The organism is Coriobacteriia bacterium, assembly GCA_018368455.1.
GTDB lineage: Bacteria > Actinomycetota > Coriobacteriia > Coriobacteriales > UMGS124 > JAGZEG01.
On sequence record JAGZEG010000001.1, the window covers coordinates 208,611 to 232,405 of the forward strand.

At 65.2% G+C, this 23,795-nt stretch carries 16 protein-coding genes; 5 read left to right on the forward strand and 11 right to left on the reverse strand.

Annotated features, from left to right (window positions below):
* Nucleotides 1–68: 68 nt before the first annotated feature.
* Nucleotides 69–2,342, reverse strand: a complete 2,274-nt coding sequence (locus KHZ24_00920; GenBank protein ID MBS5449767.1) for a polyribonucleotide nucleotidyltransferase — start codon at nucleotides 2,340–2,342, stop codon at nucleotides 69–71.
* Between the two features lie 150 nt (nucleotides 2,343–2,492).
* Nucleotides 2,493–2,768: a 30S ribosomal protein S15 gene (gene rpsO / locus KHZ24_00925; GenBank protein MBS5449768.1), complete on the reverse strand. Its 276-nt coding sequence runs from the start codon at nucleotides 2,766–2,768 to the stop codon at nucleotides 2,493–2,495.
* 332 nt (nucleotides 2,769–3,100) lie between these two features.
* Between rpsO and KHZ24_00930 the strand changes: the two genes are divergently transcribed.
* Nucleotides 3,101–3,466 (forward strand): ACT domain-containing protein, encoded by a 366-nt coding sequence (locus tag KHZ24_00930; protein MBS5449769.1) that lies wholly within the window; start codon nucleotides 3,101–3,103, stop codon nucleotides 3,464–3,466.
* A 48-nt stretch (nucleotides 3,467–3,514) separates the two neighbouring features.
* Here the strand turns inward: KHZ24_00930 and KHZ24_00935 are convergent, their stop codons facing one another.
* From KHZ24_00935 to KHZ24_00945, 3 genes are all read right to left on the reverse strand, one after another.
* Nucleotides 3,515–4,930, reverse strand: a complete 1,416-nt coding sequence (locus KHZ24_00935) for a MiaB/RimO family radical SAM methylthiotransferase (GenBank protein ID MBS5449770.1) — start codon at nucleotides 4,928–4,930, stop codon at nucleotides 3,515–3,517.
* Between the two features lie 17 nt (nucleotides 4,931–4,947).
* Nucleotides 4,948–6,087: a molecular chaperone DnaJ gene (dnaJ, locus tag KHZ24_00940; protein MBS5449771.1), complete on the reverse strand. Its 1,140-nt coding sequence runs from the start codon at nucleotides 6,085–6,087 to the stop codon at nucleotides 4,948–4,950.
* A 209-nt stretch (nucleotides 6,088–6,296) separates the two neighbouring features.
* A complete protein-coding gene (locus KHZ24_00945) occupies nucleotides 6,297–7,397 on the reverse strand; it encodes a DnaJ domain-containing protein (protein ID MBS5449772.1) in 1,101 nt (366 codons plus the stop codon).
* Nucleotides 7,398–8,164: 767 nt separating this feature from the next.
* Here KHZ24_00945 and KHZ24_00950 point away from each other — a divergent pair.
* Nucleotides 8,165–9,847, forward strand: a complete 1,683-nt coding sequence (locus KHZ24_00950; GenBank protein ID MBS5449773.1) for an FAD-binding protein — start codon at nucleotides 8,165–8,167, stop codon at nucleotides 9,845–9,847.
* A gap of 377 nt (nucleotides 9,848–10,224) precedes the next feature.
* Here KHZ24_00950 and KHZ24_00955 read toward each other — a convergent pair whose 3' ends face one another.
* The 4 genes from KHZ24_00955 to KHZ24_00970 form a co-directional block, all read right to left on the reverse strand.
* Entirely contained in the window at nucleotides 10,225–11,694 is a 1,470-nt protein-coding gene (locus KHZ24_00955; GenBank protein MBS5449774.1) for a coproporphyrinogen III oxidase family protein, read from the reverse strand.
* Nucleotides 11,695–11,827: 133 nt separating this feature from the next.
* Nucleotides 11,828–12,778: a tRNA-dihydrouridine synthase gene (locus tag KHZ24_00960; protein ID MBS5449775.1), complete on the reverse strand. Its 951-nt coding sequence runs from the start codon at nucleotides 12,776–12,778 to the stop codon at nucleotides 11,828–11,830.
* 54 nt (nucleotides 12,779–12,832) lie between these two features.
* Nucleotides 12,833–14,641, reverse strand: coding sequence for a translation elongation factor 4 (lepA, locus tag KHZ24_00965; protein MBS5449776.1), 1,809 nt, complete (start codon nucleotides 14,639–14,641; stop codon nucleotides 12,833–12,835).
* A gap of 191 nt (nucleotides 14,642–14,832) precedes the next feature.
* Nucleotides 14,833–15,789, reverse strand: a complete 957-nt coding sequence (locus KHZ24_00970) for a LysR family transcriptional regulator (protein ID MBS5449777.1) — start codon at nucleotides 15,787–15,789, stop codon at nucleotides 14,833–14,835.
* Between the two features lie 138 nt (nucleotides 15,790–15,927).
* On the opposite strand from KHZ24_00970, the gene KHZ24_00975 reads away from it, so the two are divergent.
* Entirely contained in the window at nucleotides 15,928–17,541 is a 1,614-nt protein-coding gene (locus KHZ24_00975; GenBank protein ID MBS5449778.1) for an FAD-binding protein, read from the forward strand.
* 237 nt (nucleotides 17,542–17,778) lie between these two features.
* On the opposite strand, the gene KHZ24_00980 is transcribed toward KHZ24_00975, so the two are convergent.
* Nucleotides 17,779–18,495: a rubrerythrin family protein gene (locus KHZ24_00980; protein MBS5449779.1), complete on the reverse strand. Its 717-nt coding sequence runs from the start codon at nucleotides 18,493–18,495 to the stop codon at nucleotides 17,779–17,781.
* A gap of 516 nt (nucleotides 18,496–19,011) precedes the next feature.
* Between KHZ24_00980 and rpsT the strand changes: the two genes are divergently transcribed.
* Nucleotides 19,012–19,278, forward strand: a complete 267-nt coding sequence (gene rpsT, locus KHZ24_00985) for a 30S ribosomal protein S20 (protein MBS5449780.1) — start codon at nucleotides 19,012–19,014, stop codon at nucleotides 19,276–19,278.
* A gap of 107 nt (nucleotides 19,279–19,385) precedes the next feature.
* Complete coding sequence (locus KHZ24_00990; GenBank protein ID MBS5449781.1) at nucleotides 19,386–20,354, forward strand: metallophosphoesterase; 969 nt, start codon at nucleotides 19,386–19,388, stop codon at nucleotides 20,352–20,354.
* A gap of 667 nt (nucleotides 20,355–21,021) precedes the next feature.
* On the opposite strand, the gene KHZ24_00995 is transcribed toward KHZ24_00990, so the two are convergent.
* Nucleotides 21,022–23,742 carry a ComEC/Rec2 family competence protein gene (locus KHZ24_00995; protein MBS5449782.1) on the reverse strand — a complete coding sequence of 907 codons (2,721 nt, stop codon included), beginning with the start codon at nucleotides 23,740–23,742 and terminating at the stop codon, nucleotides 21,022–21,024.
* Nucleotides 23,743–23,795: the final 53 nt, after the last annotated feature.

Consider the following 23,795-nt stretch of genomic DNA (forward strand, 5'->3'; position numbering starts at 1 on the left):
GCTGTGGAGACGACCCGCCCGGTTGCTTGCAATGCTAGGTGAGACGGCCTATGCCGGCTGAATTCGCCTTACGCCTCGTGGTGACGGCGCGGCTGACGGCCCATGCCGCCGCCGTTGCCGCCCTCGGAACGGCCACCGTTGGCGCCGCGGTCGCCGGGGCGACGGGGCGTGCGGCGCTCGGGACGCTCGCCGCCCTCACGATCGTGCCCGCCGTGACGCTCGTGACGCTCGCCGTTGCCGGAGCCAGCGGGAGCCTCGGGCTTGTCGATGCGATCGAGCGAGACCTTGCCCTTCTCGTCGACCTCGAGCACCTTGACGTGCACCTCGTCACCGACGTTGAGCACGTCCTCGACCTTCTCTACGCGGCCCTTCGCGACGCGGCTGATGTGGAGCAGGCCGTCCTTGCCGGGCAGCAGCTCAACGAAGGCGCCAAACGGCTGGATGCCCACGACGCGGCCGAAGTACTCCTCGCCCACCTCGGGCTCCTTGACGAGCGCCTCGATGCGGGCGCGCGCCTCCTCGGCGCCGTTGTCGGACGCGCCGATGAAGACGGTGCCGTCTTCCTGGATGTCGATCTGGGCGCCCGTGTCCTCCTGGATGCCGCGGATCGTCTTGCCGCCGGAGCCGATGACATCGCGGATCTTGTCCGTCGGGATCTTGATCGTGATGATGTGCGGCGCGTTGTCGCGGACGTCAGGACGAGGCTCAGCGATCTGCTCGAGCATCTTGCCGAGGATGAACGCGCGGCCCTCCTTGGCCTGCTGCAGCGCGGTGCGCAGGATGTCGAACGTCAGGCCCGTGGCCTTGTTGTCCATCTGCATGGCGGTGATGCCCTCAGGCGTGCCCGTCACCTTGAAGTCCATGTCACCGAGGAAGTCCTCGAGGCCCTGAATGTCGGAGAGAACGACCGTCTTGCCCTCTTCCTGGATGAGGCCCATGGCGATGCCGGACACGGGGCGCTTGATCGGCACGCCGCCGTCCATGAGCGCGAGACAGCTGCCGCACGTCGACGCCATGGACGAGGAGCCGTTGGACTCGAGCACCTCGGACACGACGCGGATCGTGTAGGGGAACTCCTCCTCGGAGGGGATGACCGGCAGCAGGGCGCGCTCGGCCAGGGCGCCGTGGCCGATCTCGCGGCGCTTGGGGCTGCCCATGCGGCCCGTCTCGCCGGTGCAGTACGGCGGGAAGTTGTACTGATGAATGTAACGCTTGCCGTCGACGGGCTCGATGGTGTCGAGGCGCTGCCAGTCGTTGAGCATACCGAGCGTCAGCACGGAGAGCACCTGGGTCTGGCCGCGCTGGAACAGGCCGGAGCCGTGGACGAGCGGCAGGTAGCCAGGCTTGACCATGATGGGGCGGATCTCGTCGGCGCGGCGGCCGTCAACGCGCTCACCCGTCTCGACGACCATGCAGCGCATGGCGTGCTTCTCGAGGCTCTTGAGCTCGACGGGCAGCTCGCGCTCGTACTGGGCCTGCTCCTCGTCGGTAAACTCGGCGATGATGGCGGCCTTGAGCTCGGCGACCTTGCCCATGCGCGACAGCTTGTCGGCGTCCTTGAGCGCGGCGCTCATCTCGTCGTAGTGAGCGAACACTTTGTCGTGGACGTAGGCGTTCGGCTCGTCGAGCGGGTACTCCTTGAGCTGGATGGGGCCGTTTGCTTCCTCGACCTTCTGGAAGAACACCTTCTGCTGCTCGCAGAACGCGCCGATGGCCTCCTGGCCGAACTGCATGGCGGCCAGCATGTCCTCTTCGGAGATCTCCTCGGCGCCAGCCTCGAGCATGGAGATGAAGTCGCCGGTGCCGGCGAGCTCGAGGTCGAGGTCAGAGTTGTCGCGCTCCTCGTACGTGGGGTTGACGAGGAACTCGCCGGTGTCGCGGTCACGGCCGATGCGGACGCAGGCCAGCGGGCCCTCGAACGGCACGCCGCCGACGGTGAGGGCCGCAGAGGCGCCCATCGTGCAGATGACGTCGAACGGGTTCTCCTGGTCGCACACGAACGACGTGGCGACGACCTGAACCTCATTGCGGAAACCGGACGGGAAGCTCGGGCGCAGCGGGCGGTCGATCATGCGGGCCGTGAGCGTGGCCTTGTCTGTCGGGCGCGTCTCGCGCTTGAGGTAGCCGCCGGGCAGGCGACCCACCGAGTACATCTTCTCGATGAAGTCGACCGTCAGCGGGAAGAAGTCGTAGTTCTTGCGCTCCTTGGACACGACGGCCGTGACGAGGATGGTCGTGTCGCCCTGCTTGACGAGGCAGGCGCCCGTGGCCTGCTTGGCCAGCTCGCCGGTCTCGAGGGTGTAGTGCTTGCCGTAGAGGTCGAACTCGTGCGTAACCTTCATGTGTGCTGTGCTCTCTTTCATCTCCGCTCGCCCCATTGCGAGCGGGCCGACTTCGCGCGATGGCACGTTCGTGTGCCCGCGCAGGCCTCCGATGCGGATGCTCGCAGGCCCGATAGCAAAAGGGGGCGGTCGCCCGCCCCCTTAGGCTTGCTACTTGATGTTGTCGCGGATACCGAGCTTCGCGATGAGCTCGCGGTACTCGTTGATGTCGTTGTCGCGGATGTACACGAGCAGACGACGACGCTGGCCGACGAGCATCAGCAGGCCACGGCGGCTGTGGAAGTCCTTGTGGTGGGACTTCATGTGCTCGGTCAGCTCCTTAATGCGAGCCGTGAGAAGGGCGACCTGAACGCGGGCGCTGCCCGTGTCGTGCTCGTCCTTGCCGAACTCCTTGACGATAGCCGCGCGCTGTTCCTTGGTGACCATGTAGCAACTCCTCCACGTAACGTGCGAGCCAGCGATGGGCCCGCGCCTCGCCTGTTCCGATTGGCTCAGGCGGCAGTCGCCTCGATCTGGGTGGGAACCTGTGGTTGGATCGCCACCAAGGCCGAGGTCACAAACAAGAAAATGATAGCACGCGGCGTTGTGCCTTTCTGCGAGACGCCGCGCATGCGCTGGCCTGCACTAAGCGTCCATTATCGGAAGTATGTCTAGTGGGTAAGGCCATCGCAGTATACAGGCCGCACCTTCGGCTGGCTGGCGCGCTCCGGAGGTCTGGGCCGGGCGCCAACGGCAGGAGGGCCATCGTGGGCGAGACGATTGAGATCGAGAAGCTAGACTGCGCGCTGTCGGTGTGCAAGGTTGCGGACTACTCGCTCGTGGACGTAGAGGATGAGTTCTGCTTCACGGGACATACCGATGAGGAGCGCTCTCTCGTCTGCCGTACCGAGTTGGTGCCGGCCAACGCGATCGCGCGCGAGGACGGATGGCGCGCGTTTCGCGTCAAGGGCGTGCTCGACTTCTCACTCGTTGGTATCCTGGCACCGATCGCGACGCTGCTGGCGGACAACGGCATAAGCCTGTCAGCCGTCTCGACGTTCAACACAGACTACGTGCTTGTGAAGCAGGAGAGTTTCGAGCGCGCGCTCGCGCTGCTTGACCAGGCTGGCTATGCGGTGAGCTAGAGTCGTACGCGGCGGGTGCGCATCGGGGCCGCTTGTGCAGGGCGTCTGCTAAGCGCCGGTAGGCACAACGCGCGCGTGGAGCAGTCGCGTACGAGGGTCGTACGACTCGATGCAGGCGCGGACAAGGCCGGGCGTGACGGGTTCGACCATGCCCTGTGGGGCCTCGACGACGGCGCGATGGTAACTGGCCGTCGTACCACGGGCAGAGCCGTCTGCGGCGATGCGTTCGACGAGAACGGGCTCGACCGTACCCACGCGTGCTGCGGCGTCTGTGGCGCGCAGCTCATCGGCCAAGGTGCGCAGGCGTTCGGAGCGGACCTGCGCCACGCGGGGATCCACCTGGTTGGGCATGGACGCGGCCGGCGTGTCGGGCCGTGCTGAGAAGCGAAAGACGTGCATCTTCGAAAAGCGCATCTCGCGGCAGAACGCGAGCGTCTGCTCGAACTCCTCGTCCGTCTCGCCGGGGAACCCGACGATGACGTCCGTCGACAGCGAGAGCTCGGGCAGCTCGCTGCGTACCATCTCGACAACGTCGGCGAAGGTCTTCGTGTCGTAGGCGCGTCCCATGCGCGCGAGCGTCGCGTCGCAGCCGGACTGCAGCGGCAGGTGCAGGTGGGGACAGACGACGCCGCGCAGCTCCGCCATGGCGTGCGCGAGCTCGGGCGTCACGTCGGGCGGCTCGATGCTCGAGGCGCGCACGATGGCGCGCTCCCTCGCCAGGTCGGACACCCTGCGCAACAGGCCGTCGAGGGCGATGGGCGCCCCGTCGGGGGCGGTGTCCCGATAGCGGCCCAGGTTGATGCCCGAGAGCACGACCTCGCCGGCGCCTTCGGCTAGCACGGTGCCCACCTGGCGCTCGACTTCGGGAAGCGGCGACGAGCGCACCGGGCCGCGGGCGCGCCACACGATGCAATACGTGCAGCGGTTGTCACAGCCGTCCTGCACCTTGACGCCGCGGCGTAGGCGCGTCTCGTAAGTCGATGCCTCGTGGCCGTGGGAGACGGCGGGGGTGGTTGGCGCCGCGGCGACCGAGACGCTCTCTGTGGGATTGGCGGCCGCTGTGCTATCAGGCGCGAGGCAGCCGTGTTCCGCGCTTTCTGCACCGACACGCGCCTGCTCGTCAAACAGCCGCAGCGCCTCGCGAGCCACGTTTGCCTTGTCAGCGACGACGTGCACGCGCTCGCCCAGGGCGCGCGCCTCTTCGGGGAACAGGTTGGCGACGCATCCCGTCACGCACACGAGCGGGCGCTGGGGCAGGCTCACCGCGTGTCGGATGGCCTTGCGCGTCTTGGCCTCGGCCTCGCCCGTGACGGCGCACGTGTTGATCACGACAATGTCGGCGCTTCCCTCCCCTGCCGGTTCGCAGCCGAGCTCAGAGAGGGAGCGTTCCATCCAGTCGCTTTCGATGCGGTTGACCTTGCAGCCAAGGTTGACGACGCACGCCTTCACGCGGCGGGTGCTCACGGCAGACCGCGCTCTCGCTACGACAGTGCGTCGCGCAGGCGCTGCCACGGCTTGCGGCTTGGCTTGCAGCCGTCTTTGCCGTCGAGCTGCTCGGCCAGCTCCTTCATGAGCTTACGCTGGTACTCCGTCAGCTTCTTCGGCACGACGACGTCGACGTGGGCCAGCAAGTCGCCGCGGCCCGAGCGGCCGACGCGCGGCATGCCCATGCCCTTGACGCGCACGACGTCGTCAAACTGGCAGCCGGCTGGGATGTCGACCGTGACCGTCTCGTCGGGCAGGATGCCCTCGACCTCGAGCGTCGTTCCCAGCGTCGCTTGCGTGATGGACGCCTCGACGCGCATGTGCAAGTCATCCCCGTCGCGCTGGAAGTTCTTGTCGCCTGAGACCGCCACGGTGACGATGAGGTCGCCCGTGTGGGCGCCGCGCACGCCAGCCTCGCCTGCGCCGGAGATGCGCACCTGCTGGCCGTCGCGAATGCCGGCGGGAACCTCGACGCTCACGCGCTCGCGGTCAGGTGCGCGACCCTCGCCGTCACAGTCGGGGCAGGGCTTGTCGATTTTCTGGCCTGTGCCGTTGCAGTCCGGGCACACGGAGCGCGTCTGCATCTGGCCGAGGAACGTGCGCTGCGTCGTGACGACCTGGCCGGTGCCGTGGCACGTGGGGCACGTCACGTTCTTGCTGCCCTCGGCGCAGCCCGACCCCTCGCACGTCTTGCACGGGGCCATGCGGTTGTAGGCGATCTCCTTCGTGCAGCCCGTCGCGGCCTCCTGCAGCGTGATGCGCACGGTCGCACCCATGTCTCGGCCGTCCATGCGCACGGCGCGCCCGCCCGCCCCGCCGGCTGAGCCGGAGAAGAACGAGCTGAACAGATCGCTCATGTCAAAGCCGCCGAAAATGTCGCCGATGTCCGGGCCGCCCTGGCCATAGCCGTCGACGCTCCCGTAGCGATCGTAGTACTCGCGCTTTTGCGGATCGGACAGCACGGCGTACGCCTCGTTGACCTCCTTGAAGCGCTCCTCGGCGTCGGGGGCCTTGTTGATGTCGGGGTGTAGCGTGCGCGCCTTCTGGCGGAACGCCTTCTGGATGTCGGACTCGCTTGCGTTGCGGTCGAGGCCGAGAATGGCGTAGTAGTCCTTAGGGGATGCGGAACCGGGCATGGCCAACCTTCTCTTGCGTGCTCCCGCGGCCCCTGGCGAGGCAACGTGCGGGAGGGCGCACCTGCGGACCTGAGTCGAGGCGCGCCGTTTCCTTAGACGTTTTCAGCCTTTGAATACTATCGCGGGGACATCGGATGAAACGGGCCTTCACTATATGAACAGGCCCCGGGACGACCGCACGGCTGTCCCGGGGCCTGCGTGCCTGCGCGCTAGATGAAGAGGCGCGAGCACGACATGAGCGGCATGAGCAAAATGAACATGAACAGGCCGATGACGAGGCCGAAGCCGATGCGTCGTGCCGCGCGGTTCCAGAAGCTGCCGCCCTTCTTGCGCCCACCCATCGGGAACATGAAGAAGATGAAGAACAGCGGCAGGGCGAAGAACGAGAGCAGGCGCAGGATGGTCCCGGCGAACAGCGAGCACAGAACGAGGGCGAGAACGACGCCGAGCACCGTGAATCCAAACTCCTGGGAGCTTGTGAGGTGCTCGGAGGGAACGGTGAGCTCCGCCTCGAGATCCCCCTGCGCGCCGCCGCAGCGACCGGCGTCGCCGGCGCCCTTGACGCGCAGCACGGCGCCGTCGTGCGAGCCGGCGGGGATGTGGATGGCGACTGTAGCGCGGCGCAGACGAGTGCCCGAGCCGGAGCACTCGGGGCACAGGTCCTTGATGACCTTGCCGCTGCCGTTGCACTCGGGGCAGCGCATCGTCTGCTGCACGTCACCCATGAACGTCGTGAGGCGCGCGTTGACGGATCCCTTGCCGTGGCACGTCGGGCACGTGACGATGCCGTCGGAGGACTGGGTGCCCCGGCCCCCGCAGCTCGTGCACGCCTCGAAGCGCTCGAACGAGATCGTCTTCGTGGTGCCGTGTCGTGCCTCGTCCGCCTCGAGCGTCAATGAGATGCGACGGGATCCGCCGGGTTCGGTGGAGAAGGGCGCCGTGTTTGAGCGGCGCCGGCTTGCGGAGGCCTGGCCTGCAGCGCCGGCAAACGGGCCCCAGAACGGACCAAACGGGTCGAACGGCATGCCACCGAAGGGGGAGCCGCCCGTGGAGCCTCCAGCGCCGCCCGCGTAGGGATTCTGCGTCGTGAAGCCCCCGGCGCGAATGACGTCGTAGCGCTGGCGCTTACCCGGGTCGGACAGCGTCTCGTACGCCTCAGAGAGCTCCTTGAAGCGCTCCTCGGCGTCGGGAGCCTTGTTGACGTCGGGGTGCATCGTCGCGGCCTTCTTGCGGAAGGCCTTCTTGATGTCGTCTGTGGAGGCGTCTTTGGGGACGCCGAGGATGTCGTAGAAGTCTTTGGTGTCTGCCACGTGTGGCCGGCCTATCCCTCGGTACGAAGCGGGGCAAGCCGGTTGAGGGCCGGGTGAGCACCCGCGAAAACGTGCTGGGGATATTCTACCCAGCGCAGGGCGGCAACACGAAACGCCCAGAATGCCGAGGTGTTTTCAGGAAAGCGGGCCAGGGTTTAACGCGCGCTTCCGGAGGTGCCATGCAGGCGGGCTCGGATTGCGGTTCTGCAGGGTTTTGCAAAACGGGGGCGCGAATTTGGGCGTGAAACGCGGCTGTGCTGGGTTTGCCTGCTAGAAATCTGCGCGGCTTCTGGTGGCTTTTGGAGGTATGCCGTTCTAGCCTGCGTGTTTCGCGTGCGCCCCGTGGACAGCTGCTCCTTTCGGTTCGCGCAAACCTGGCACAAAAGAAATGCGCGCCCAAAATGATGGGCTGGTTTTGCATAACATTGCTGAAGCGTGGATCTTGCCAGGCTGCTGGGGTGCACGGAAGCAGGGAAGCGGCACGTCGTGCAGGTGAAGAGCTTAGCGGGGGACGTGGTGGTCGCCGTAGTTGCGCGTCGATGCTTTCTTGCGAGGCGAGCAAAGCGATTGGTGGCGTGTGATCAGCTGTCGACATTCACCGGCACATTACGAAGCGCTCAGCGACTGTATCGAAAAAGGTGCTTCACATAGTTTTCACATTGATGCATGATGTGCGTTGTCCGGTTCGCAGTGCGATATAGGGATCGCGAGGCGAAGCGTGGCATTGCACTCGACCACGAAACACAAGGTAAAGGGGGACGTATCTGATGGAGCAAACCAATCTCACGCGTCGTTCGTTCGTTGCCGGTGTTGCTGGTTCTACTGGTGTTGTGCTTGCCTCTATGGCGGCGCACGATGCTTTGGCGGCAGGGGCAGCTTCCGATCCCAACGGCCAGGCGCCGACGGGCGAGCTGCCCTGGCTCGGTGCCGAGCCTGAGATCTCCGATGCCGATGTCGAGCAGGAAGTTAGTGTTGATGTGGTTGTCATCGGATGCGGACTGGCAGGCACGCTTGCTGTGCGTTCGGCCGCAGAAGAGGGCGCGACGGTAGCGGCGTTCGAGAAGGGCGATGGCGTTCAGGCTCGAAGCGGCGAGTACGCCATTGTTGGTGGTACCCTCGCCGGGCGATGGGGACGCGAGGAGTTCGACATCGATATGCTCGTCGAGCACGAGATGGACGAGTGCTCCTACTTCCCGAAGCGCACGATCTGGCGAAAGTACTTCGAACATGGCGCCGAGGTGTTTGACTGGTATATCGGGGCGAAGGAAGACATCGTCATCCTCGACACGTCTGACCAAGAGGCACCGGCTGACGCCGAGGCTGTCGTGCGCCCATTCTTTGTGCCAATGATCAACGACTACGATTGGACGACCGAGCAGCATCCCTGTTTCCCGAGTTCGCTCATCATTGAGCCGAGCCACGTGCCGGTCATTCAGGCAAACATGAACAAAGCCATCGAGGCAGGTGCCCAGACGTTCTACGGTCACTTCGTCGAGAAACTTATCATGGAGGACGGCCGCTGCACGGGCTGCTATGCGCGCAATGCCGAGACGGGAAAGTACGTCAAGGCAACGGCGTCCAAGGGCGTCATTCTGGCTACGGGAGACTACGGCAGCAATCCTGACATCATCCAATACTACTGCCCCGAGGTCATTGCCAATGGCATCACGGAACTCTGGATGAACCAGGACGTCGAGGGCAATCCGACGAACACGGGTGACGGCCTAAAGCTCGGTGCGTGGGCAGGTGCGGCAATCCAGCAGCATCACGCGCCGATGATCCACCATATGGGCAACACGCCTGACGGTGCTCAGGGCCCGCTTGGCATCGATCCCTACCTGCGCCTCAACAAGGCTGGCCAGCGCTTCATGAACGAGGACTGCCCCGGGCAGCAGACTGAGAATCAGATGGAGAATCAGCAGGACCACACTGCCTATATGATCTGGGATGCCAACTGGCAGGAACAAATCAAGAGCTTCCCTGCTGCCCACGGCCTGAAGTACGACGCCACGCAGGAGACGATCGATGCGGCCGTCGAGGCGGGCCAGGTTTATAAGGCCGACACACTTGAGGAGCTGTTTGGCCTTGTTGACATTGATGCCGAAGCGGCGCTCGCTTCGGTTGAGCGCTACAACGAGCTTGCAGCGAAGGGCAAGGACGAAGACTTTGGCAAGAAGGCGTCACGTCTGTTTGCTCTGGACACGCCGCCCTACTACATTCAGCCGATGGGCCTTTCCCCGATGCTCGTGTGCATAGGCGGCCTGGAGAGCGACGAGGAGTGCCACGTGTACAGCTCCGATCGTACGGTCATTCCTGGCCTGTATGCGTGCGGTAACATCCAGGGTAACCGCTTTGCCGTGCAATATCCTATTGGCTTCAAGGGCGTGAGTCACGGTCTCTGCATGTACTACGGGTACGTCGCAGGAAAGAACGCAGTGGCACAGAAGTAGTGTTTGCTAGACATAACGAGTATGCACGACCCCGGAGGCGTGGGATGCTCCGGGGTCGCGTTTGTCTTGAGGGGTCGCTTGGCTTCGCTTCTGCTGGTCAGAATATTCGGATGTGCTGGGTTTTGTATTTTGAGGCTCTGAATTTGGGCGCAGATTGCGGGTCTGCAAGGTTTGCAGAGACCTCTGCGCGGGGCGCTGCTCGGGTGGTGGGGCTTGACCTGCGGGAATGGTTTGCTTGCTCTCATTCGAAGCCCGATTCCTTGGCGCAAAGCTAGCATAGCCGTAAAACGCGCCCGATTTTGGGAGGCCGGTTTGCAAAAGCTTGCAGAGTCGTCAAATCTGGCCGAGGGAAGTAGGCGCGAGCAGGCTTTGCGAAGCTATGCGAGATCCCAGAACGCCTCGTAGAGCTCGTTGCCGAGGAGCCAGCCTTGCTCGGTGGGAGCGAGGCGGCCTTCGGGTGTACGAATTGCAAGGTCGCGTGCTTCGACGTCTGCGAGAGCGGCGTCGAGGGCGGTACCCATGACGCCGCGGGCGCGTGCGAGTAGATCAGTCCCCACCCCCGCGCTCATGCGCATGCCGAGCATAAGGTCCTCTGCTAGGGCCTCGCGCTTTGAGAGCGTTTCGACGGCTATGTGGAGCGGGGCGTTCTCGCGCACAGCATCCGTGAGCCTTCTGGCGTTGTCGGTCAAGCGGATGCGGACCCGGGCGATGTGATCCTCACTCGCAGCTAAAGCGCGCTTGGCAAGGATGACTCCCGGTATAGCGAAGAGCCGGTCGCCCAGATCGCATGGCTTGTCCGAGGCACCGGAACTTGCTCGGACATCGCGTGCCGCTACTGTCGACTCGGCGTCTCCCCACAGCTCGGGGTCGGCGGCCGCTGGATCCTCGGGGGCGCACAGCAGTGGCAGGGCTTCTGCCAGCGCGGCGAACTCCTGCGGCGTCAGCATGCTGGCGGCCGATGTTCCCAACCCTAGGTAGCTTCGGCCTGTCCAGTAGGCGATGTTGTGCTGGCAGACATGGCCAGGCCGCGCGTAACTTGCGACTTCGTAGCGCGTCAGGCCCGCTCTCGACAGGACGCGTTCGGCCACGAGCATAAGGTCTGCCTCCGCGTCGTCCTCGGGCCACACCTCCTCCCCTGACTCGCATGCGCGCCACAGCGGAGTGCCCTCCTCGACCATGAGGGGGTAACAGCTCACATGAGAGGCGCCGGCGTCGAGTACGCCGTGCAGGGAGGCTTCGAGGCTTTCGGCCGTCTGCAGGGGTGTGGCGCACATGAGATCGCACGAGAGGTCGAGCCCTGCGTCGCGCACGGCAGATGTCGCCTGCAACGCGCGGGTGCGGTCGTGAACGCGGCCGAGACGCGCGAGTTCGGCGTCATTGAGTGATTGCACGCCGAGGGATATGCGGGTGAGTCCTGACTCAGCCAGGGAGCGGACGAGATCAACATCAAGCGACTCGGGGTTTGCCTCGGAGGAGAACTCTCCTAGGGGGCTTCCGGCTTGTCGACAGGCAGCAGAAGCCTCGCGAACGAGCTCCGCAAGGTCGGCTCCTGCCATAGTGGGTGTCCCTCCCCCCACATAGGCAGTTTTGATGCTTGCGAGAAGCCCACTCTTCCCCGCCCTGCGAACCAGCGAGCGCAGCGCACCCACATACGCCCCAATGAGCGGATCCTCATGCGGCACAGCTGAAGTGGAAAAGTCGCAATACCGACACCGCGCGACACAAAAGGGCACGTGCAGGTAGAGGGCTGAAACACCTGTATCACATGTGCTTGCCACCCGGATCGCCCCCGTCGGTCTCTCTTCTCTATCTGCGGCTCCTCTGCCGCAACCACGGCTGTGGAGCACCTGCGCACAAGGGACGGCGCGGCAGGTGGTCCGCCGCGAGTTCCGCAGTGCCCGGCGCTTTATGCCGGGCGATACGAGGACTGTCTGAGCGCCGGATTACCTGCCGCGCCATCCCGACCAAGCGGAAACAGCATTACAGCATCCCGTGCGCGCGGCAGGCCGCCTCCATCTCGTCTATCAGCACCTCGTAGTCGTGCTCGTCACAGCATTCCATGGAGCGGGCGCGCCACGTGCTCGCGGCTGGCAGGCCCTTCACGTACCAGCCGACCATTGGGCGCAGCCGAGCCATGTGACTGCCCCGCTCGGCAAAGCGCCGCACGTGCGTGCGCAGGGCGTCGAGGCGCTGGGTTATCGTCGGCTCAGGAGGAAGGGATCCCGTGCGTAGCAGGGCTTCCGCACGTGCGAAGAACCAAGGGTTACCGTAGCTGCCACGTGCCACAAACACGCCGGAGCACGCCGTCGTCTGGAGCAGCGCCACAGCGTCGACCGGCTCGAATACGTCGCCCGAGCCGATAACGGGCACGTCGACGCTGCGAGCAACATCGTCGATGACGCGCCAGTCAGCATGTCCACGATAGAGCTGTCCGGCGCTGCGCCCGTGCACGGCGACGCCGCAAGCCCCGCTCGCCTCCATGCGTTGGGCGAACTCGGGCGCAAGAACCTCGTCGGAGCGGATACCGGCGCGGATCTTCACCGTGACGGGCACGCGCCCCGCAACGCCGCGCACCGTGGCCTCAAGGCACGCAGCGGCGACGTCGGGCGTGCCCATGAGGGCGCAACCCTCGCCTTTCTTGAACACCTTGGGCACGGGACACGCCATGTTGATGTCGACAAGTGCGAGACGATGGCCGAGGCGCTCGCACACCTGTGCCGCGCCCGCCTCGAACTGCTCGGGCTTGTTGCCAAACAGCTGCACGGCAACCTGGTCCTCGTCGGGCGCGGGCTCCACGAGCTCCCAGGTACGCTCGGAATCGAAGGCGAGGCCCGCGACGGAGACCATCTCGGTGTACGCGAGAGGACATCCGTGGTCGCGGGCTATTGAGCGGTACGTCGCGTCCGTCACGCCGGCCATGGGCGCAAGCATGAACGGGTGGGCCGCCAGGCGCTCGCGAAGCGCTTTGACCTGGTCGTTCGCCACTTATTCGTCCACCTTGAGGATGGCCATGAACGCCTCCTGCGGCACATCGACGGCGCCGATGGCCTTCATGCGCTTCTTGCCTTCCTTCTGCTTCTCGAGCAGTTTGCGCTTACGCGAGATGTCGCCGCCGTAGCACTTGGCCAGCACGTCCTTGCGAACGGCGCGCACGGTCTCGCGTGCAATGACGCGTCCACCGATAGCCGCCTGGATGGCGACCTCGAACTGCTGGCGCGGGATGATCTCCTTGAGCTTTTCGCACAGCACGCGGCCGCGGGCCTGAGCCTTGTCGCGATGCACGATGAACGACAGGGCGTCCACCTTCTCGCCGGCCAGCAGGATGTCGAGACGGACGAGCTCGCTTGCCCGGTAGCCGCAGTACTCGTAGTCAAGCGAGGCGTACCCACGCGTGCGGCTCTTGAGCTGGTCGAAGTAGTCCATGATGAGCTCGGACAGCGGCATCTCCCAGTGCATCTCGACCGTTGTCGGCGAGAGGTACACCATGTTGTTGAACGTGCCGCGGTGGTCGATCGTCAGGTCCATGACGGCGCCCACGTAGTCCGGTGGTACGAGCACCTTCACGGTGAGATAGGGCTCCTCGATGCGGTCGAGGCCGGAGGGATCGGACATCTCCTGGGGAGAGTCGACCTCGATCATCTCGTGATTGCGCAGGTAAGCGTGGTACTCGACCGACGGGGCTGTCGCGATGAGGTCAAGGTTGAATTCGCGCTCAAGGCGCTCCTTGACGACCTCGAGGTGCAGCAGGCCGAGGAAGCCGACACGGAAGCCAAAGCCGAGCGCGACGCTCGTCTCGGGCGTGTAGACGATAGCGGGGTCGTTGAGCGACAGCTTGTCGAGAGCGTCGCGCAGGTTCTCGAAGTCCTCGGTGTCGATCGGGAAGATGCCCGTGTACACCATCGGCTTGACCTCGCGATAGCCCGGCAGCGGCTCGGCGGCGGGCTTGCGAGCGTCCGTGACCGTGTCGCCGACGCGCACGAGCAGCGGGTCCTTGAGGCCGGTGATGAGGTAGCCGACCTCCCCGACGCCCAGATCGGGCAAAGGTGTGTTGGCCGGACGGCGGCAGCCGACCTCCTCGACCTCGAGTTCCAGGCCCGTGCTCATGAGACGCACCTTCTGGCGCGCGCGGATAGAGCCGTCAACGACGCGGATGAGCGCGACGACGCCGCGGTACGCGTCGAAGTGCGAGTCGAAGATGAGCGCCTTGAGCGGGGCATCGGGGTCACCAACCGGCTCGGGGATGTCGCGCACGACGGTCTCGAGCAGGTCGTGGATGCCCAGGCCCGTCTTGCCCGAGACAGCGCAGGCGTCGTCGCACGGGATGGCGAGGCCTTCCTCGATCTCGGCCTTCGTGCGCTCGACATCTGAGGAAGGCAGGTCGACCTTGTTGATGGCCGGCACGATCTCCAGGCCGGCGTTCATGGCGAGCAGGGCGTTGGAGACGGTCTGTGCCTCGACGCCCTGTGTGGAGTCCACGACAAGAACGGCGCCCTCGCACGCGGCAAGGGAGCGCGAGACCTCGTAGGCAAAGTCGACGTGTCCGGGCGTGTCGATGAGGTTGAACTGGTAGGTCTGGCCGTCGTCTGCCTCGTACATGACGCGAACGGCCTGGCTCTTGATCGTGATGCCTCGTTCGCGCTCGATGTCCATGGAGTCGAGCAGCTGGGCCTCCATGTCGCGCTCGGCCACGGTGTGTGTCTGCTCGAGGATGCGATCCGCGATCGTCGACTTGCCGTGGTCGATGTGGGCGATGATGGAGAAGTTCCTGATGTGTGAAGGCGTGTCTGTAGGCATAGTGACAAGATGATAGCAGACGGCCCGCCGCCGCGCACGGAGCGCGATGGCGGGCCGCAAGAACAACAAGGCGGCACGGGCGGCCGGGCCTTATGGCATCGCGGGCGTGTGGGTGTCCGCCTCCTTCTGGCCTGTGCGGACCATCTTGTAGGCATAGTGGCCTGCGACCTTCCGACTGCCGGGGCTCATGCCTATTGTGGTTGACAGCCGTTCTGGGCCGCGCCGTCGTTCGTGCCTCGGGAGGCCCGTGCTACCGGGCGCGATGGCTCTCTCAGGCGTTGCCCGAGCCACGATGCGAAGCTTGCCGCGGTGCTGTCGCGAGGCACCCCCTCGCGCGTCACGAGATAGAGAGGGACGTCGAGGGAGTCTCGCTCCACGAGCGGGACAACGGCTAGGCCCGGGGTGACGGCAATCATAGGATGGCCGCGCGGCACGAACGCCACCCCCTCGCCACCCTGCGCCGCCTGAAAGTAGAATCGCATCGGAACGGTGCGAAACGTGGGCGAGAAGCCGTAGGGCACGCATCGCTGGCGTATAAGCTCCACCGTGTACTCCCGGTCGGGCGGCGTGAGCAGCGTGACGTTGCGCAGGTCGTCGAACGAGAGCTCGCCGAGGGACGCCAGGGGACTGTCCCCTGCGAGCACCGCGACGGTCTCGCCGCGCCGCACGAGCTGGCCGTCGAGGCCGGGCATCTGCGGGGGGCCGGGCACGAACGCCACGTCTGCCTGCCCGTCTGCGACGAGCGACAGGCAGCGCGCCCGCGACCCCTCGACCATCCCGGCGCGCACGTCGGGGCATGCGCGCTCGAAGTCGGAGAAGTCCACGTCCGTGAGGCTGTCCGTCGTCGCGGCGAGCGTGACGCTGGCCACGCCTGCCCCCATGCGCCGTATCTGCCCGGGCAGCGCGTCGACCTCGCGCAGGATGAGCGTTCCCCGGTCGGCGAGCAGCCGGCCCTGCGGCGTGGGGGCCACTCCCCTGCTGCCGCGTTCGAGGAGCCTGCAGCCGAGCTCCTCCTCGAGCTTGCGCACGGCGCTCGAGATGGTCTGCTCCGTCACGTACAGCGCGCTGGCGGCGGCCGTGACGTTTCCCGTCTCGCACGTCTTGCAAAAGTATCGCAGCTGCCGCAACTCCATGATTCCCCCAGCCATCGGCGCCATGGCACAAATTATAGCTGTCCTCGCCCTAGAGACGTTTGTTTCACTTGCGGCCGGGCGCCCTCCAAAATCATGTCCGGGGCTCGCCCACATGGGTGTGCCCGCCACTGGCCTTGTATTGAGGAGGATGTCATGGGAATCATCGAAGCGAACGTCACGCGCAGGCAAGCGGTTGGCGCGGCGGGCGTCGCATGCGCCGCCGCAGTTCTCGGGTCGGGCGTCGCGCACGCCGCCGAGCCGGCCGCCCCCGCCGCCGCCGATGCCGTGGAGACCTGCGACGTCGTGGTCGTCGGCCTCGGCGCCTCGGGCATGCTGGCCGCGATCGGCGCCGCCGACGCCGGCGCGAGCGTCATCGCGCTCGACGCGGCAGCCGGCTTCACGTCCACCACGAACACGAAGACGACGGGCTCCTTCTTCGTCGAGGGATCCGCGCAGCTCGCCGAGCCGTGGCACCTCACGAAGCAGGACGCCTACGACTACATGATGGAGGGCACGCACTACTCGGAGAATAGCCCGCTCGTCCGCAACATGATTGAGGTGAGCGGTCGCGCCGTCGACCTCATGGAGGATGGCGGCGTCGTGTTCACGCACCAGTTCGAGGGCGCCACGGCCGACTCCCCCGTCGCCACGTCCACGGGCTACACGTTCATGACGCAGCCTGACGAGCGCGCCGCCCAGTTCGAGGCGCTCCTCGCCGCCCACCCGGGCATCACGGCGAAGTGGGGCTGCACGGTGAAGTCCGCCGTCGTCGAGGACGGCCGCGTCTGCGGCGTCACGTATGTGGACGCGGGCGGCAAGACCGTGCGCGTCGACGCCGGCGCCGTCATCAGCTGCGGCGGCGGCTTCATCGCCAACGACGAGATGAAGCACAAGTACTACGGCGGCTCCACGTTCGTGAGCATGGGCTTCCCCACGGTGAACGGTTCGGGCATCCAGATGTGCATGGACGCGGGCGCCCAGATCGGCAAGAACTTCACCGTGTCGGTGAACGAGATGGGCGGCTGCAGCTTCAACGCCACGCCCCAGTTCTCCTGGATCCCGGGCACGGGCACGAACCAGGCCATGTACCTGTTCCTGCTCGGCGGCCTGCTCGTGAACCGCGCCGGCGAGCGCTTCGTGCGCGAGAGCCGCCTCGTCACGAACATGATGTTCACGGGCGAGCCGCTCGTGCGCGAGGGCGTCTACTACGTCATCATGGACCAGGCCACGATCGACAAGGTCTCGTCCGAGCCCCTGCTGCAGCTGTTCGACGAGGTCGGCGTCAAGGGCCTGGCGCCCATCCTGACCATGGGCTTCCAGGGCTTCACGTGCGACGCTCTGGCCGACGACCTCGCCACGGCACAGGACGAGGGCTGGGCGTTCAAGGCCGATTCCGTCGAGGAGCTCGCCGAGCACTTCGGCCTGACCAACCTGGCGCAGACGGTGGAGAGCTACAACGCCATCCCGGACGAGGGCGACGGCTTCCTGTTCCTGGAGCCCGAGTACGTGCGCACCGTCGAGGAGGGCCCGTTCTACGCCATCCAGTACAACCCGGGCTCCTGGTGCACCATCGGCGGCATCCGCACGGACGCCCACTGCCGCGCCCTGAACGCCGAGGGCGAGCCCGTAAGCGGCCTGTACGTGGCCGGCATGGACGCGGACCTCTGGAGCGTGCCGTACTACCAGGCCGGTACCGCCCAAGGCTTCAGTTATGCCTCGGGTCTGCTGGCAGGCGAGACGGCCGCGGTGGACGTGCTCGGCGCGTAGGAAGGGCGTCTCGGGGGTCTCGTCCCGTGCGCATGAAGAAGGGCCGTCGCTTCCGCCCGTCCTGCACGTGATAATCGCATCTCGTCCCACGCACCAAAACTAAAGGGCCTGACCCCGGTTGGCTTCCGGGTTCAGGCCCTCAAGGAGACCGCTTGGGACGCCCTCATTTCAACGCTCAAGTTTTGGGCGCAGTTCAAGACAGTAACGGGGCGGCATGCCCTGGTAAGTGCCTGTAGCTTAGTAGGCCTGGAAGGCGCTCTTCGGGGCGCCGCAGATGGGGCAGGTCTCGAAGTCGTCGCCCTTATGGATGTAGCCGCAGATGGGGCACAGGTAGAACTTGTCCTCATCGGGGTTGTCGATGTAGTTGTAGGCCTGGAGGTACAGGGCGGCGTGATAACCCTCGGCGAGCTTGGCGCGCGTGAACACGTTCACGGCGTCGTCCTTGCCCTCCTCGACAGCCTTCGCGATGAACGCGGGATACATGTCGGAGGTCTCGTAGATCTCGCCGTTGGCGCCGGAGATCAGGTTAAGGTCCGTCGGGGCCTCGGCGGGGGCGTCAGCCGTCGGACGCTCGAAGTCGGGCTCCTCGGCCGTGATCAGGCCATACTCGAGCTCGATGTGGATCTTCTCGGCGTCAGAGGTGCAGGTGAACAGGCGGGCGATCTGGCTGTAGCCGGCCTCCTCGGCAACCTTGGCGAAAGCGGCGTACTTCGTCGTCGCGCCCGTCTCGCCGGTGATGGCCGTCTTGAGGTTCTCGAGCGTCGTGCCGACCTTCGTCGTGGACTCGGCGACGACGTTGAAGTTGGTGGCGGTGTCATACGTGGGCAGAGCGGCCGGGGCGGACGCGGCCTTGGCGTCCTTGCCCTCACTGGCGAAGGCTGCGGCGGGCACGGCCAGGCCGGCGGCGGCAGCAACTGCGGCCTTCACAAAGCTCCTGCGATTGAGCTGATCCATGCTTGTTCCCTTTCGTCTCCTCGGGGCCGCCCCTGCGGTCCCGCTCCCCGCATGCGCTGGACTATCCCTTGCTCTCGCATGCTAGGCGTAAGATAGCACTATTAGGAATCAATCTCAATTAGGTAGCGTAGGTAAACTATTCTCGTCACGTCGCGAGCACAAACCTGGGAAGCCTTTATGGATGAAGTCATCTACAGGATGCATTTCGCTGACTTAGCGCCATTGAACAGGCAAAACATCTCGCTGCTATCTACAAATCCTTAGTCTTAAGTCTACCGTTCAATGTATATCTCTATTGTTTGAGTTGAGTGTTAGACATTGGCCAAAACTGCGTAGCGCTGGACCCTAAGTGCCCTTTGAGCCCCCTTTGAGGGGTGGATATGCGGGATAATTGCGCAGAGTTATTGGCGGATTCTGTGGGTCTTCCCAGCAGGTTGTGACGTGCTACAATGCTAAGGCTTATGTGCGCGGGCATTGGCCTGCGATGTTTTGAGAGATACGAAGGGAACAACTTCAGTGGCGAACATCAAGTCTCAGATGAAGCGCATCAAGACGAACGAGAAGGCTCGTATGCGCAACAAGGCCGTCCGTTCTGAGCTCAAGACGGCTGTCAAGAAGGTCGAGGCTGCCGTGCAGGCTGGCGACGTCGCTGCCGCCGACGCTGCCGTCCAGCATGCCTACAAGCTTCTCGACAAGGCTGTGGCCAAGGGCGTTATCCACAAGAACCAGGCTGCCAATCGCAAGTCGGGTGTGCGCAAGCTCGCCAACAAGGTTGCCGCGTAAGGCTTCCCTTTCTTTTGTATGTGCGCAGCGGGCGTTCGATCTTCGGATCGGGCGCCCGTTTTCTTTTGCACGTGTGAGCGACGGCGAGACGGCTGAGAGGCGTAGCAATGGGGCTGACGGGCAACTATCATCTGGTAACGCGCCACTACGACGTGGCTCTCCCCCAGCTTGACACCGCATATGACGGTTATCGCATACTCCAGGTTTCTGACGTCCACAACGCGCTGCAGGAGATTGTCGGCGGTCTCAATGCGCTTCTCGACGCTGCGCGCCTCGCCCGTCCTCACGTCATCGCGATTACGGGGGATCTCCTTGATCGTCACTCCCCCGACGTCACGTCTGCCTGCGCGCTCATTCGTGGACTCTCCGCTATTGCTCCGGTGTACTACGTCACGGGCAATCACGAGCGCACGCCGCTGGGAAGCGACGGACTGCCCCTGCCTTATCGACGCGTGACGCCGGAGCGGGCCGCGTCTCTCTATGTGCCCACGGCACAAGGTGGGGAGGGTCGCGTAGATGAGGGGGTCTTACCGCGCTTTGATGACCTCTTCACGCGCAACCGGGACGCTTTTGAGACGGCGGGTATCCACGTGCTTGAGGGGAAGACGGTTGAGCTCTCGCCTCGGGAGGGTGCTGCACCGGCAGGTCTCGTGCTGTGCGGCGTGCGCGATCCGTGGCCCCTCACGGTGACGAACCCCGGCGCCTGGGAGTCGCTTCTTGGTGACGTTGCCCAGCGTGCGCGGGATCTTTCCGGTTCACGTGGGGCAACCGTGCTGTTGACGCATCGCCCCGAGCGCGTCGAAGACTATGAGCGGGCGGGCGTTAACGTCGCGCTCGCTGGCCATGCACACGGCGGCCAGGTGCGCGTGCCAGGCATCGGCGCTCTCATCGCGCCAAACCAGGGCTTGTTCCCACGTTATAGTCGCGGCCTCTATCGCGTGGGCGCGACGCAGCTCGTCGTGAGCTCTGGCGTGGGTACGACGGGCTATCGTCTGCGCGTGCTCTGTCCGCCCGAGCTCGTTGTCGTGCGGCTGCGCTGCGGAGCGGGAGTGCAGAACGACAGCACCCAGCGCTGAATGGCACGCGTCTTGTCCGGCGTTGATTTGAGGGCCTCGTCGCAGGCCGCAGCACCGCGCAACGCAGCCAAGAGCTCGGCCATCGTGTAGTTGCGCGCCCATGTGGCGTGGTTTTTCACCTGCCAGGACTGCATGCCGAGCGCCTGAGCGAGCATACCGGGCGTTCCACGCTCTGCAAGCGCCTTTGCCGCGATGAGCTCGCGCAAGCGACTGACGGCAAGTGTGAACAGTCCGATGGGGCTCTGAGAGGGCATCTCGTCGAGCATGCGCATCGCAAGGGTGGGGTCGCGCTGGCACACGGCGTCGAGAAAGTCCCACGGCTTCACTTCTGCGATGCGCGTGACGTTGGCCTCGACATCGGCGGCCGTGATGTTCGTCCGGTCGCCGATCGTGGACGCGAGCTTGCGCACCTCAGTGTCGAGCATGGTCGTCGACTCGCCGACGAGGCGGACAAGCAACTCGGCGGCCTCTGGATCCATCTGCTTGCCATGCGTGCGCGCCATACCCACGACCTGCGGAGGAAGCTCCCAGCGCTTCTTGGGCGCGCAGTCCATGACCGCCTTCTCGTCGAGCTTGGCGACGGCTTTGTACAGCCGTGTGCTCTTGGGCATCTTGGCACACGTCATGGCGAGGACGGTCGTGGGGTTGGGAGACGCCAGGTAGTCGGCTAGCATGTCACGCGTTGCCTTGGGCGCCTTGTCGACGCCCTTGATGATGACGAGACGGAAGTCGCTCGCGAACGGCAGCGTATCGAGCGAAGAGCGCAGCAGGGCGGCGTCGCTGAGCGATGCGCCATCGAGCACGTCTTGGTTGAACTCCGCCTCTCCGCTCGCAGCAAGGCGCTTCTCAAGACGCTCGAGAGCGGTGCGCTGCTTGAGCTCGTCCTCCCCCACCATGAGGTAGGCGGGCAGCAAGGCCGCACCTTTCGCTTTGAACGTCGCTGACGCCACGTGACCCTCCATCCGGTTGCCGCTCGTCGCGTCTTTCGCCTGGCGCGCGTCGGGCTCCAGCATAGCGTACGTCTCGCCATCGTGGCTGTGCGCGTGGACGATGCCCGAAGAAGCACAGCTTGCAGGGCGTCCCTATGCTGGCAGCGCACGGCAACGCCGCCTGTGCCGGGACGAAGCTCGATATCACCCGCCTCGATCGTGCAAAGCAGGGGTATGTCGGCGTCCGAAAGCACGTCCTTGCATGCCTGTGTCGGGTGTCCGTAGCGGTTGTGCTCGCCAGCGCTGACGACGGCGAGCTCGGGTAGGCATCCAGCCAGCAACTCTGGCGAAGTGGAGACTGCGGAGCCGTGATGGCCGACTTTGAGCACGTCTACGTCACCGAACAACCCCTTGCGCGCGAGGGGACCCGTCAGGTCCTGTTCAGCATCGCCCGTGAGCAGGACGTTTAGCGAGCGACCCTCAGAAAGAGGGCCCGCGGGGCTGTAACGGGCGACTGCGACAATGGAGTCGGGGTTCTCGTCGCCAGAAACGGCGTCCTGTGGCGAGGCGATGTCGAGCATAAAGTCCCCGAAGCGCAGGGTATCGCCCGCTTGCACCTCCTGCACCCGCCCTCCCGAAGCATCGTTTATTGCGTGCTGAAGCGTGGGGTCAGACGCGCGGATATGGTCGCCGACGCCCCGGGCGACGATGACCCGTCCAACGCCGACGAGGCCGCGCAGGTTGGCAAGGCCGCCGGTGTGGTCGGTGTCGGTGTGCGTGAGCAGGACCGCGTCGAGATGGAGGACGTGCTTGCGAGCCAGGGCTGAGAGCACGGCGTCGTCAGGGCCCGTATCGACGAGCATCGACGCGGCCCCCTGCTGCACGAGGATGGCGTCTCCCTGCCCAACGTCAAGCACGACAATTCGTGCGGGTGCCAGCAGACGCCAGCTCATGAACGTCAGGAAGACGGCCGCAAGGGGGACGGCCAGCACAAGTCGCGCCGTGCGGGGGCTGGGCAGCGGCCATGCGGCGTAGACGGCCAGAACGAGGAAGATGGTGACGAGTGCGCAGGGCACGGGGGAAATGTCGCACGGCAGCGCGGCATACGGTACACGGGCAAGCAGGCCGGCGAGTCCACACGCGATGTTGGCGAGAGCGTCGCAGGGGGCAAGTGCAATTGGGGCCACGGAAGGCGCTATCGAGGCCAGGGGAACGCAGACGAGCCCTACAGGGAGCAGGGCGGTCATGACGGGCGCGAGTAACACGTTTGCCAGGGGCGACAGCACAGGGAGCACGCCGAACGCGGGCAAGGTCACGGGCATCGTGAGCACCTGGGAGACGAGCGTGAGTGCGAGGGAGTCACGTAGCCCTCCTGGCATGCATATTGGATGCGTGAGAGATGTGATCCAATGGGCAACGAGGCCAGATAGCGTGCTAATGCCGAGGATCGACAGGACCGAGAGCGTAAAGCCCATACCTGCGGCGTTTGACGGGTCAAAGAGCAGCATAAGCAGGGCGGCGGCACCCAGCGCGGAGGGAACGTGGGCGCGCCTGCCGGATACCGTGGCGACTTGCGCTGCCAGCACCATGGCGAACGAACGCAAGGCGCTTGGCTGCAGCCCGCTGAGGATGACGTAGGCTCCGAGAACGATGATCTGCGTCGTCAGACGCACCCCGGGGCGCAGCCTCAGGCCACCTAGGCCGATGCTCATAATGCCGGCTATGACGGCAAGGTGCGAGCCTGAGACCGCTACGAGGTGCGTGAGGCCCAGGTTCGCGAAGTCTTTGCTTACGGGGTATGTGGAAAGCGACGCCTGCTCGCCGAGGACGACGCCGGCGACAAGGGCGCGCCCGGGGTCGTCGCGCGACTCGATGGCGTCCAGAAGATATGCCCGCATACGCCGGATTGCACCGACAACTCCCCGTTGGCTGCCCTCGATACTGCAGCGCTTTGCCTTGATGCCGGCGGCGCAGCCCCGGGCAAGCAACGTCCTGCCCCACTCGCTCGCATCTGGCTTTTCCCAACTTCCGACGAGGCGTACGCGGCGGCCCATGCGCAGCGGCTCCCGTGTGGCTGCATCAGCCGGAAGCGTCACGCGGACGTGCGTGCCGGGCACGGCCTCGTTGTCAAGGTTGTCTGGGATGGCGGACGCTTCGAACGAGATCTCGCCCCTTGATCCCACCTTCGGGTCCGTCTCAACGATGAACGCATACGCTGAAACGGGCTCTGACCTCAGATGATCCCCTGCCGTCAGCGTTTCCTCAATGAACATGCCGCCCGCTATTCCGCCGCCAAGCAGGCCTGTGAGAGCGAGAATGACGAACGGACGCGCGGGCGCAAGGCGGCACGAGGTGGCAAGGCCTGTCGCCAGTATGGCCATGCACAGGAGCGCGAGGAGCAGGTAAGGCTCAACTCCGAGCCAGCGCTCCCCGAACGCCGCCGCAGTCCCCGCAGACACGCTCGCACGTGCGGCTCCCCAGGCGCACGCTAGAGACAGGAGCAGAGGCGAGA